We start from the raw sequence: 12,470 nt of genomic DNA on the forward strand, positions 1-12,470 counted from the left end.
TAATCCAATCGCTTTCGGTTTGTATTGAAGGGGTAGCGGGTAAACCCGCTACCCCTGGTCGTCATGAGGCGTAGAGACAAGTACTAGTATCGGTCGGTGCCACCAGAACTGGCCACCAAAATGGCATGTTTCCCTTCCAGTCAGGACCTTCCTGTCTCAAAAATACTAATGCTGGTTCTGTTCTGGTTTTTGCCAGCAAGTCCCTGAACGGACCAGCACCAACTATAGATTCGCCGGTTTTGTCTTTCGATTTAAAGCTAATCTTCCGTTTTGTAGCAACCAGGATTTTTACTTTGCCACCCGAATTTTTACTGTAATACCTTGCCAGGCCGCTCATTGCATCCCACTGAAATTTGCTTGCTGGATCAAGGGTAATCGCTTTTTGAGCCGTCGAGATAAGGGCTAACGCGTCTTCAACGGATATCTCAGAAAAAGCGGCTATATCTTTATATTGATCAAGTGCGTGATCTAGTTTGGCTAAAGCTGCAGTTGCAGTAGTACCGTTTTTTGTATCAAAACCTTGAGGGAGCAAATAACCGGCGGGCCGAACCGAAATCACTTCGCTCATCGCAACCTTGCTTGGAGAGCAAGGGGTGATTCCAGATTTAGAATTGTTTTCGATAAAAATGACAGACGAATGCTCACCTTTTTCATCAAACGCATCGCGTAGCGCGGTGTCGGAGTGATGAATCATTTTCAATCGCGTAAAGACCGATAGCGATGTGTAGAATCTAGTGACTGCTAGATCTTTTTCAGGTCGGGCTCCGTACATTCGTGAATGCTGAAGTACAGTGTCTGCCTGCATTCTCTTTGGATTTCTTCCGTAAAAAAAAGAAATAAGAGAAGGGATGGTAATTCCTCGATCCAGCAAGCTTCCGCCGATAAAAATGTTCGCATGAACTCGAAGGTGTAATTCCGCGGTAGCTGGATCCAGTAATGAGGCTACCTGTGAGTCTGAGTTAACAACTTGCACTAAATGATGGCCGTCCGCGAGCAATTTCTTTAGTTCGTTATACGTTGTTGCGCTGTCGATCGTCTCGCCGCTTTGCCACTGAACGGACTCAGCTAGATCCTCTAAGCACAGCTTATATAATTCTTTGAATTCCACAGTGTCAGACACGGCAGCGGATTCGAAGGCTGTGATTATATTGTTTACGTTTTTCTCTTGTAAGTCGTGAGCGGTACGCTGGGTGTCGTTGTGAATGATCATCGAGTACTTGGACTGTTTTTCATTTTTTTTCTTTTGCTGCTGGCGTCGAATGGTTGTTCCCAGCAAGAAGGAAAGAACGGCGCGTCTTAATGTACTGATGCTTTCGGTGGTCCAGATGTCCTTAACTTCTACAGATTTCGCGTGTTTCGGTCGTAGGGCATTTTGTTCGGATTCAGGAACTTCAATAAATAATTTGCTCCTGTAGTCATTGATGCCGTGATCGCCAAAATAATGGTCGCCTCCCACGTAAGCTGAGTGAATTGGGAGTAATTCGGTGAATTGCGGCTTTTTGGCGAGATACACAAACGGGTCATATGACTCTGGTTGAAGATACAGGGCGTAAGGTGTGGCGGTAACTTGAAGGAACGAAATTTTTGGGACCAGTCGCCTCAGATTATCTAACTGCAACGCAATTGCGCCCTGCTCTAGGTCCGGTTGTCCTTTCTTTTTTGCAAAGCGCACACTTGCCATGTCCGCTTCATCATCAACAAGTAATACTTTCTCATCCAGTAGTGTTGAGTGTTTGTTGAAAAATGTTATTACGCGTTCAAGGTTTTTTATTTCTTTTTTTGCAACAATAATTATTTTTTTCTTAAGGTCTGGCCTGGTTAATTTGGAGAAATTCATGATGTCAAATATGATGATTTGTTCATCATCAATGAAGGCTTTGAAGTCGCTGCTGATTCGGCTTACTGTCTGTTGCGCAAGCGTTTTTGTGCCCTTTGTAAGCACCAGTGCAATTTGATAGTCATGATCGAATGCTCTGGCAATGATTCCAAGAAATCCACCAGTCTTACCGGATTGGATCTTACCTAGGAGCATCCCTGGCTGATCCATAGACGTTCCGCTCGCGGCGAGTTTTGTGACTACATTATGAATGCAATCAGTGAGAGGCTTGCTATCCTTGCGTTCTGCGCTTAGGCGACCGTAAAAACTTTGCATTGATACTCCATCCCTATATTGGAATCAGGAAGCTCGATTGCTTCGTGTCCTTGATTAGTCGAGGGGTGAATCGATCCTAAGGGATCCAATCACCCCAATACAACCCAGGGATGGCATATTGCCCATGCGAGCGGGTACGCCTTGCGTGTGTCACACGGTCGACGCGAAATTCTGCCTCCTGTTCCTCAACTGATCGTTTTCCTTTGTTGCTTTGGCACGCTGCCGATCAATGTAGTCGGCAAGGTCTTTCAGATGGATCCCTAGTGACGTTTTTTGGCTTTCAGCTCCCATTCGGATGATGGGAATGTCAATTTCGCCTGATAGGCACTTATGTTTGAACTTCTCTACGGTTAGGTGCATGTAGTCTGCGCAGACACGCTGCAAAGGAATGACCGCCTGCCCTTCATACTGAGCCATCAATAAATAAACAGTGTTCATGCTTCGTTTTCCTTGATGCCTTCGGCTGGACCATCGACCAACCCAGCTCGGTAGCCCGTCCGATAGGGAAGGTAGCAGCAAATGATGAAGCCGGTCAGTGCGCAGATCTGAGTTGAAATCATGTGGTGTGCTCCAGGTTGTTATTGTTAGCCGGTGGTGGCGGCCGTTTAGGGTTGCTGGTTCTGCTGGGTTGAATCGGTCTATTTCCTTGCCTGCTCCTCGTCCGCCGAGTAGGCCCTGATGTCGATCCATGACGCCAGGTGGCGGATGCGCACCGGCGATCTGTTTGCCGACATGCAGGTCAACGCAGCACTCTCGGCCTACCTGCAGAACAAGGCGCTGTACAGCCAGTTGAAAAACGACTCGCGTGAAGCGTCGGGCATCCTCGACAAAAACCTTGCCGAGCGGCGGGAGTCGTCGCAGAAATGGGCGGAAACGACGCAGGCGATGAACGATGCCCTGCGCAGTGCCGGCGATGTCCTGCGGCCGGTGACGGAGACGGTGGCCGAGGGACTGACCAAAGTCACTAAGGGCATCACCGCGTTGTCGGACAGTTCACCCGGTGTGGTCGCCGGTGGGCTTCTGGCGCTGAAGACGTTGGTCAGCACGTACAAGATTGGCAAAGGGCTGTTCAACCTGGCACGCGGGACGCTGGGCAAGGGCAAGGGCAAGGGCAAGGGCAAGGGCAAGGGCAAGGGCAAGGGCAAGGGCAAGGCCGATGAGGTGCAGAAAGTCTTCATCACCAACTCGACAGCAGGTGATCGTGTCGCTCCAGAGGCAGAGCTCAAGGGCAAGGTCGGGAAGGCCCTGTCCCTGGTTGAAACCGGACTGAAGGCCGTGGCAGCGGTCAAGGGCGTGTCGGAAGGTGGCGACACAACGGATGGGCAGGCAGATAAAAAAGTCGGCGTTTTGGACCTGCTGGCGACGGGCCTCAAGGTGGCATCGCTCGCCAAAGAGGCCGCCGTCGATGGTGATCTGCAAGCCGGTCTGGAAGACGGGAGCGTCAGGAAAGTGTACGTGGTGAACGCGGCCGCCATGGGCGGCGGTCCCTTCGACACCCGTCTGGCCAAGCAATACGACTGCACCGCGAAGGTGGCCGAAGGCAAGCTGCTGCTAATGCCTCGCCAAGGCGGGCAGAGCGCAAGCGGCAAGTCTTTCGGTGCGATTACCGTCTCGCGCAATGATGTCAGTCGTTGGCAGTTTCACTTGGGGGATCGCAACGCGCACAAGGCCGTGGCGACCAAGCATCAGGACAAGAAGAACGGCAAGCTGGTGGTGGTCTCGTTGGATAACGACGACGTGCCCGACGGTCTGCCGGCGGTGCACACCGACCGGCACATCTATCCCAACAAAACCGCCGCCCAAGCCGCGGCTAAAGCTCGCTTGGCGGCGTTCAACCGCTCGGGTGCCGGTGTGCGTCTGGAAATGTCCGGGCGCACGGACATCTTCGCCGAGCGACCGATCAACGCCCAAGGCTTCAAGGACGGGCTTGACGGTGAGTACCTGACCGATTCGGTCGAACAGGTGTACACCCAGTCGGGCTGGTCGACCACGGTCGAGTGCAACGGCGGCAAGTAGGGTAAAGCCAAGGTCAAAGGCAAGCAGATCAAGCAAACAAAGAGTTTGAAGGTGGTGCAGCTCAATCAATAGGTGGCCAACGACAACACTGAAAAAACAGGAGCAATGCGAATGCCGATAACCGAGCAGCAACTTCAACGCATCATGCCGAACGCCCGCTGCCAAGCGGGCGTTTTTGTTTCTGCTTTAAACGCCGCCATGGCCCACCGGCAGATCATCACACCGAAACGCCAGACGGCGTTCCTCGCGCAGGTAGGCCACGAATCCGGCCAGCTGCAGTACGTGCGTGAGCTGGGCGGCGCGCAGTACCTGGCCAAATACGACACCGGTAATCTGGCGGTAAAACTGGGCAACACCCCGGAAGCCGATGGTGATGGCCAGCGCTATCGCGGTCGCGGCCTGATCCAGATCGCCGGTCACAGCAATTACCTACGGTGCAGCTTGGCGTTGTTCGGCGACGAACGTTTGCTGAACACGCCGGAACTGCTGGAACTACCGCAATGGGCAGCCGAGTCGGCCGCATGGTTCTGGTGGGTGCGCGACCTAAATGCGCTCGCGGATCGGGACGAATTTGAAGCGATCACCCGCAAGATCAATGGCGGCCTGAATGGTCTGGCAGATCGATTGCAGCTGTGGGAGCGGGCGAGGGCGGTGTTATGCGTTTCGTCGACCTGATACCTGCGCCGCTAAGGCTTTTCGCCGTGGGAGCGGGGTTGGTCATCGTCGCCTGTGGTTTTGCCGCAGTGGCTTGGCAAGCCCAATTCATGAACTGGGAGCCGTTTGCTTTAGGCGGCTTGTTCTGAGAGTGCCCCTTAATACTTCCGTCAACATCGTGCGAATTTTTATTTTTTACTGCAGTGTGGGCCAATGTTATCGATCTCCTAATAGAAGCTCAGAATCAATAATTGCCGAAAGCTTGGCTTTCATCAGGGAGGTCGATTGTGGCAAAAATGGAAGTCCGCCAATTTCTACTTGAGGAATGCTTTTGTAGAATTTATGCGATTGGTAGCTTTCTTCATCTGGCAGTGGAAACAGCACAATAGCGCCTTGTACGACACCAGTTATGTAGTCGTTGGGGCGCATCGGATGCGGGATAGCAATGGCATCCCGATATCGGTGCATGGTGTTAATGTCATCGACAGTAGGGCCGGGGCCACCGTATTGGTTGACGTACTCTTTATCGAATTGCATTCGGTATTTTGCATCAAATATATAAAAACGTTTATCACTGGTGATTTGAATTACATTGTCAGGTTTTTGCGCGATTGTAGGCAATCTACCAAACAGTCTGTTGTAGACGATATAGATTTTCTGATTTGTCGGGCGATGTAAAAATCGCATTGCAGTGGTGACACCCTTCGCCAACGTGATTGTGGTTCTGAAACGATTCACTTTGACGACGGTTTGTTCCTCTAAATCAAATCGCTCGCACAGCAGTTCGACAATTTTCAAAAAGCACCAGTATTCATAAAGCAATGCGGTGTCTTTTACTCCGATTGGAACTATGTTTCCGGTAAATGAGAGCCCGCTATTTAATAGTCTGGCTATCTTATCGATGCGCGAATACACCGGATGCTTGTGGAGGACCATTGAGCTTGGCTGTAACAATGTCGCCTCGCCGACGGCCGCAAGGAATGGTGCCTTCAATGCTGCCTCTAAACGGCGCTCCATGGCCTTCAGTTCGGCGCGAATTGAATCAAAAAAGCGCATCTCAGAATCTTTTTCGCCATCCTCGTCGTCAGTTTGACGTATGCGAGAAAGGGCTCGGACATTTCGATAAGTCGCTTTCAACAACCCTTTGTAATAGCGATTTTCAGGGGTATCGAAGGTAGTCGCACTCACCTCTTCATCAATTTTCCGCGGCAGCGCGACATTCAGCCCAGGAATTGCGGCTCCCCCATTATCTCGTCGTAATGCCCGGGAGATCGTTTGACGAGAAAGCTTGCGCGCTTGCTCCGTTTTTTTCTTAACCGATTTTCGGGTCAAGCCGCTATGTGGCTTTCTAGCCACCGCATTAGTCAACTTAATGAACTCTTCAAAATGCCCTTTAAGCAAGGCAAACCATTCCACCAGCGTGGGTCTGTGGCTTCGATCTGGGGCCGCTAGGCTGTAACTCTTGGCGTTGGCCGTCATAGCTAGGTTGCGAAGGGTCTTGGATACGTCGTCACGCATCAAGAGGTAGTCTGTTCGGTAGTCAATCTTCCGAGAAAAAACTTCCAGGCGCAGGGTTACAGCACCGTCTGGAGTGTCTACGCGGATGTCTGCAAAACCGACATTATTTCGGAAATTGATAACGTGATGCTCAGAGCTCGGGCGGATACGTCGAGCCTCTGCGCCAGAAGGTAGCACAACACTTACATCCGACGACTTTTCTAGATGGATGTCGTAGGCGACTTGCTCGAAGAACAGCGGCTCGATTAATTGACTTGAAGTTGTGGGCACCAACTGCTGCGACGTGCGCTCCAGTGTTCGCAAACAGGAGAACGGGCCAGTTATTGCGATAGAAAATTGTGGCACCACAGCAATGAAAGGCGGCAGCTCAGGAAGCTTGCCAACAATTTCCAGCTTCCATCCCAAGCCCTCTGCTTCTAGGAGTAGTGGCATCAAGTACCCCAGTAATGAGTCGCACCGTCAACGTCGAGCAGGCTAGCCATGCGCTCCGATTTTTCTTGGCTCCGAGTGAATGGCCCAACGAAGGTGAGCGGTTGCCCGTCGCCATCACTCGTCCGCTGATTCTTGAGCCAATCTGTAAGGGCCGACAGCGCATCTGCCAATTGCTCGCCACTGCCAGAAATTTTTGGCAGGACTTTCTGAAGTAGGCAGAAGTCCAGCGCGGCATCGGCGCTCACAATATCCTCTAAGCCGAGCTGCTTCCAAAAATGCAAGTACAGCAGCACGGCGTCGCGAGTGCGATAGCCGAACTTAATGCCGGCCGGAGAGAGAATGTTCTGAATTTCCTGAAGCAAACCGGCCACTTCATCAAACAGCGCTTGACTGTTTTGATAGGCTTCCTGAATCGAGAGAGGGTTTCTGGCGTCAACGATCAGATCAGCAAGCTTCGAAAAATCCTCCTCGCCAGTTGCAGTGTAATTTGCGAAGGAAGTTAAGTCGGGATCGTCGAATTCAATTGTGAACGCGCGGTCAAGCACCTTGGGGCTGAACGAGTGGGTCGTTTCGTCCATGTTGGCAGTCCCGATGACGCGTAGGTTATGGGGTAAGCCGAGATTTGCTAGGTGACTGAATTTGTTTGGCGGTTCTGTCGGGACCTTTGGCAGTTCTATCGGCAATAAGTCTGTAACGATTGATGCGCCTTCCCGCCGCCGGGTTTCCGCAATGCTGAGGAAATCGCTGAAGTAGTGCTCAACCGGCGCGAGGTTCATCTCGTCAAGCAAGGCGATGGTAAGGGTTGATGGGTTTTCTTTGGCTTTTACCAAGCTGGGAATGAGGGCTCCCTCAATGAACTCGGTGGGAGAAAGGGTTGGCACATATCCGAATAAATCGCTGTTATCGGACCATTGCGGCTGAACTGGGACTAGTTTGAACTCGGATCCTGCGTGTTTTGCGAATTGTCGTGGCAGCAAACTCTTGCCTGTGCCGGAGATGCCGGACAGGATCACCAACGGGCTCACCATCATCGCCAGGTAAAAGTTGGCGAGTTCCGCAACCGAAAATGCATAGCCTTCCGACTCGATCTTTGATTGGAGACGAATCAGTAAATCACTGGCCCGAGTCAAATTGGCGAGCGGAAGCGGTGTCTCTGGCGGCATACGGCTTACAAGGCTGGGACCAAATCGATACTCCGCTGTCGAGCTACCGTTACGCGCTTCAGACAGGGCTTTAGCCATAGCGCCAGTTTTTTCCAATAGCCCTTCCTTCATCAGTCGCTTCGGCTGATGTGGGCGAGCAGTGCTTGGGATTTGAACGCCTGCAGGCGTATTTTGCCAAATCACATCAGCGGGAAATTTAAAGTCGGGACCATGGTCGGCGAACATTTTTCTTACGGCTTCGCGCGCCAGCTCTGTAACTTGGTCATTGGTAAGAGACATTTAGGACCCTTTTGTTTTTAGGCGTTGACGATTTTTTCTTGTGCTTGCTTTCGAAGTCCCGCACGGTGTGCGTCGAGCTGAGTTGCCAAGTGTTTTGCAATGGCTTGTGCCAAGCCCGGCGGGACAGCCTCGCCGATCATGTCCATGCCGACTCCCATGCGAGCGCTGTCCAAGTGCTCATTGTCGGAAGTGATGAAGCGGAAATCGTCATCGAAGGATTGAAGCCGAGCAGCTTCGCGCATGGTGATGCCACGGAGCGCTTCCGGATGAGAAAAGCGGCCGGAGCCAAGGAAGTTTGCGTTGGCCGTAATGGTTAGCGCCGGCGCATCCCACGCCAATCGAGTGTATGCGCTCCAGTAATAATCCTTGTAGAAGACAGGATTAAGCTGGCCGGACTTTTCTAGCAGATCGCGAGCAACCTCGCTGGCAACCCCTTGTTCACTCGCGAGTTTCGCAATGGCGATTTCATAGTCAGCGCGCATGCGTTTGCTCTCGGCGTCCCATGTCTGCCCAGGGCGCATTTCCCTGATGATATCCAGTATCGCCTGCTTGTAGGAGCGGGTGACGTGGTTATAGGGAAAGGTGGACGACGTACGCATGGCCGCGGCATATGCGCTCGGAGGGCCAGCATAAAGATCCAGCCCCATGCCACCGATCTCATCCGCTTTGTCAGACGGTGATGGTAGGTCGCGGATAGCATCGCCGACAGTTACCCACGGCAAGCGGCCCTGTGCCAGCAAATGCGGTTTGGAAGGGTCGGCGTGTGTCGCGGGGGGCAGAGATGCGGCGCCAATGGAGCTGGCGATGAAAATGGCGCGCTCGCGCAATTGGGGAACGCCATAATCGGCAGCATTCAGTACTGCGACTTCCACCTTGTAGCCAAGGTCTTTTTCCAGCATTTCAATGACAATTTCGGAGAGCTTGCCCAGTCTGCCTTCAAAGCCGTGGTTTAGCATCTGCGGAACGTTTTCAATGACCAGAAACTTTGGGCGCAGCGCTTCGGCAACTTCCAGGTAACGCAAGACGAGGTCGTTGCGCGGGTCATGGGCCAGTTTACTGTAACCGCTGAATTTAACGATTTTTCCCTTTTCTCGGTGCTCGACTCGCCGCATTTGGGAGAAACCTTGGCAAGGCGGGCCGCCAATCATGCAGTCTAAATCACCCGGTTGAACACCTCGCTCCTTCATGGCCTTATGGATTTGCGAAATCTCTAGCGTGCGAATGTCTTCGCGAATGGTGACGGGGGGAACGTCATCGTTTCGGTGATTGTAGGCGAAGGTTCTAAGCGCCTCAGCCTTCACGTCGTTGCCAAGCACAACATTGAATCGACCCGAGCGGGTAAAGCCGCGAGACGTGCCCCCGCAACCACAAAAGAACTCGGCAAGCGTGTATTTCATTTAATGCAGTCTCATCCCAAGAAGGCTTCGGGCCTTTTCAATCATTCAGAAACGCTCTTAGCCTAGCGGTAAGAACGTCCATATTTTTCAGCTCGCACTCCCACACGACGAGGGCTTGCCAACCCATCGTATAAAGCCTTTCCACGTTCTCCTGGTCGCGCTCCAGGGTCCTAGCAAACTTCGGCAACCAGTATTCGGTTCTGCTCGATGGCGTCGTCGCTTTGCTGCAGCCGGCGTGTCGATGCCAAAAGCAGCCATGGACGAAAATCGCTTTTTTCTGCGAACGGAACACCAAATCAGGTCTGCCGGGAAGGTCCTTAGCATGAAGCCGATAGCGAAACTTCAAGGAAAACAATAGTTTCCGTACGAATAGCTCTGGTTTGGTGTCCTTGGAGCGAACGAGCGACATTTGTCTGCTCCGCTCTTCTATGGAAATGCGGTCCATGCGACATTCTAACAGGCGGTCCATTTCGGTGCTGGTGCAAAGGGCGGACGGCTGTTCGCGTCACAGATCGCGCTTGAGCGTCTTCGGTGAGAGCAATTTAGCTCAGCTACCGCCAGTGGGCTACAGCGGTCACATCCGGCAAATTTCTTTGTAAAGGATTTTTAGTCAAGTGCCTGGCGAGTTGAGTGTGCCGTGCTGGGCAGTCGATGTTGCCACTTCAATCGCACTCTCGGACTGAGCATGCAATGGAGCAATGCTCGGTTCCCTACCAGAGTGCCATTCTGGTATGTCCCGTATTGGACGGACTCTGTCGCTAAACGAGAAACGGGGAAAACCTGCTCTATTGTCTTTGCTAAAAAATTGCTATAGCAAGGAATATTTATTTCCTATCGATATGAAAATAACGATAGTTTACGATAATCGATTCGATCCATCATTGGTCAGTATGAAACGCCGACGTAGAGACGGTGCCTTGCAAGCCAAAAAACTAGGACTGTTTAAACCTAAATTCTCACTAGTTTAAATTATTCATTCTTTCGTCATCCAAACCCTACACATCCTTGCGCCACCCCCTACACCTAAGACAGAATCCGCCGGCTTGTGCGTCTAGGACGCGGGTCTTATCGTTTCTGGGTCACTGAAATCCAGTGATCGGGTTTGGTAGCCCGGATTCCGTCAGATGCACAGGACTACTGTCTTGCGGGGGCTTTCATCGTCTCCGTTCTATGGTGGTCATGCGCAGGGCGTCTTCGGATGCGCCGGTGTTCCTGACGGCCGGTCTACCAACCTGCGTATGGCCTCCGCCTTTCGTTTGGTAGCGAAGGTGATGGCTCCTAACTTTTAACTGTCGGGAGTTTCACTATGTTCAAACCAACACCCAACCCACCAGAAACCGATCCAGTCTCCCCCTACAAATTCCCAGATTCCAGAACCCTCAACGAAGCCGCCGAACGCGCCCTCGACCATTACCTCACTCCGCAGCAACGCATCATGGGCAGTCACCACAAGCACGACCCCATGTTCCTGGCCAACTCGGCTTACGACAGTGAATCGCTATTGGCCAACGCCAGCGAGTCCCTCAGCTCCATCGCCGAAATGCTCAACAACTTTGCCGCCATCCTGGAACCCGGCCACCGCAAAACCGCGCTGGGTATCGCGCAAGTGGTGATGGTCGCGGGGCTCGCTGTGAATCAGGCGTTGGATAACGTCGAAATCAAGACGTAATCGACAGCCCTTCCGTGGCGAAAACGTTGGTTGTTGCCACGGAAGGGCAGTCAGAGTTCCCGGGTAAGGGGCCGGTCTGGGCATCCCATGGACGGCCCGCCTGAACCCAAGCTGTCAAACACGAAAGTTTCATCTTCCCACCCCAAGCAAGCGCCTACGATGCAGGCATAAGGTCGTGCTATTTCGCGTTTGATCCCAAGGGAGCCCCACCATGCGTGCCAATGTCGTCAAAGTGCTGTTGATCGCTGCAGCTGTCTCGGTATTGAGTGCCTGTTCGGGCTCCGGTGGGTTGACCACCACCAGTTGTTTTTCTTCGGATTGCCAGTCGCCGGAAGGGCGCGCCAGCGCCAATACGCTGAAGTTCGGCGGCACCGGTATTGGTGCCAGTCTCAACCAGTACAGCTCCGGCATGTTGCATGACGACTGAATAGAAAAGGGCGCCCATCGAGGGCGCCCTTTTTTGTATGGCCTAGATCGCGCCGATGCGCTCGATAACTTTCTGCAATGCAGGCCGCTTGGCCAGCCACTCAGCCTTGGTAATCCCCAGCAGCACCACATCAATACGCTCGCCGTCCTTGAGGATGTTCTGCCGTCTGACGCCCTCCAGCTCAAATCCGAACTTCTGATGCATTTTCACCACCGCCGGATTGCTCGCCAGCACTTCGCAATTGAGCTTTTCCAGCCCCGCTTCGGCAAATGCGTAATCCAGCATCCAGAACTCGACCACGCTGCCCAGGCCTTTGCCTTGTAGTTGAACGTCGAGGTAAAACGCCCAATCAGCCGTCTTCTGTACGGTGTTGATTGCATTGAGTGAAACAACGCCAACCGCGCGCTCTTCCTTGAGCACGACAAACACTTGCTGGCGCGAATTGCCTTTGAGGGAGGTCAGCCAGTTCGCATGTTCCTGGTCGCTGATTTCATGGGAGGTGTACATGTATTTGCGCACGTCTTCCTGGTTTCGAAGGGTGCGGACGTGGGCCTGGATGGCGGGGTTGGCCTCGGTGAGGGGGACAAACTGCATGGTGCTTTCCTTGTCGCGCGGGTGCTTGAAGCTGAACCCGCGGGGTCGATCGTTGATGTTTCATGTTGTGTTTCCAGGCAGGCGCCTGGGAGGGTGGGATTTGGGCGTTTTGTTTTTTCGAGAGCAATCGCGAAATAAACACCAAATGTTTCAAGGCGTTATTGAACGG

10 protein-coding genes and 1 pseudogene are annotated in these 12,470 nt (G+C 52.7%); 4 read left to right on the top strand and 7 right to left on the bottom strand.

The features are described from left to right. Nucleotides 1-61: 61 nt before the first annotated feature. Together AC1RME_RS25165 and AC1RME_RS25170 are read right to left on the bottom strand one after the other, a co-directional pair. Entirely contained in the window at nt 62-2,152 is a 2,091-nt protein-coding gene (locus AC1RME_RS25165; RefSeq protein WP_096822047.1) for a Z1 domain-containing protein, read from the bottom strand. Between the two features lie 150 nt (nt 2,153-2,302). Beyond that, entirely contained in the window at nt 2,303-2,590 is a 288-nt protein-coding gene (locus tag AC1RME_RS25170; RefSeq protein WP_096822046.1) for a pyocin activator PrtN family protein, read from the bottom strand. Nucleotides 2,591-3,640: 1,050 nt separating this feature from the next. On the opposite strand from AC1RME_RS25170, the pseudogene AC1RME_RS25175 reads away from it, so the two are divergent. Together AC1RME_RS25175 and AC1RME_RS25180 are read left to right on the top strand one after the other, a co-directional pair. Continuing rightward, a pseudogene (locus AC1RME_RS25175) lies at nt 3,641-4,240 on the top strand (phage late control D family protein); the annotation flags it as partial. 39 nt (nt 4,241-4,279) lie between these two features. Continuing rightward, nucleotides 4,280-4,843, top strand: coding sequence for a glycoside hydrolase family 19 protein (locus AC1RME_RS25180; protein WP_096822045.1), 564 nt, complete (start codon nt 4,280-4,282; stop codon nt 4,841-4,843). Nucleotides 4,844-5,038: 195 nt separating this feature from the next. On the opposite strand, the gene AC1RME_RS25185 is transcribed toward AC1RME_RS25180, so the two are convergent. From AC1RME_RS25185 to AC1RME_RS25200, 4 genes are read right to left on the bottom strand one after another with little or no spacing between them, the layout of a single operon-like run. Then, nucleotides 5,039-6,772: a DUF2357 domain-containing protein gene (locus AC1RME_RS25185; protein ID WP_096822044.1), complete on the bottom strand. Its 1,734-nt coding sequence runs from the start codon at nt 6,770-6,772 to the stop codon at nt 5,039-5,041. Beyond that, nucleotides 6,772-8,214, bottom strand: coding sequence for an McrB family protein (locus tag AC1RME_RS25190; RefSeq protein ID WP_096822043.1), 1,443 nt, complete (start codon nt 8,212-8,214; stop codon nt 6,772-6,774). The genes AC1RME_RS25185 and AC1RME_RS25190 overlap by 1 nt, the downstream gene beginning before the upstream one ends. A gap of 17 nt (nt 8,215-8,231) precedes the next feature. Then, nucleotides 8,232-9,611: a DNA cytosine methyltransferase gene (locus AC1RME_RS25195; protein ID WP_096822042.1), complete on the bottom strand. Its 1,380-nt coding sequence runs from the start codon at nt 9,609-9,611 to the stop codon at nt 8,232-8,234. Nucleotides 9,612-9,648: 37 nt separating this feature from the next. After that, nucleotides 9,649-10,080 (bottom strand): very short patch repair endonuclease, encoded by a 432-nt coding sequence (locus tag AC1RME_RS25200; protein ID WP_493091892.1) that lies wholly within the window; start codon nt 10,078-10,080, stop codon nt 9,649-9,651. Nucleotides 10,081-10,917: 837 nt separating this feature from the next. Here AC1RME_RS25200 and AC1RME_RS25205 point away from each other — a divergent pair. Further along, nucleotides 10,918-11,280, top strand: a complete 363-nt coding sequence (locus AC1RME_RS25205; RefSeq protein ID WP_096822040.1) for a DUF6124 family protein — start codon at nt 10,918-10,920, stop codon at nt 11,278-11,280. Between the two features lie 211 nt (nt 11,281-11,491). Further along, nucleotides 11,492-11,707 (top strand): hypothetical protein, encoded by a 216-nt coding sequence (locus AC1RME_RS25210; RefSeq protein ID WP_096822039.1) that lies wholly within the window; start codon nt 11,492-11,494, stop codon nt 11,705-11,707. A 42-nt stretch (nt 11,708-11,749) separates the two neighbouring features. On the opposite strand, the gene pseH is transcribed toward AC1RME_RS25210, so the two are convergent. Continuing rightward, nucleotides 11,750-12,301, bottom strand: a complete 552-nt coding sequence (pseH, locus tag AC1RME_RS25215) for a UDP-4-amino-4,6-dideoxy-N-acetyl-beta-L-altrosamine N-acetyltransferase (protein ID WP_096822038.1) — start codon at nt 12,299-12,301, stop codon at nt 11,750-11,752. Nucleotides 12,302-12,470: the final 169 nt, after the last annotated feature.

The organism is Pseudomonas sp. GW822-FHT03F08 (genome assembly GCF_058801265.1).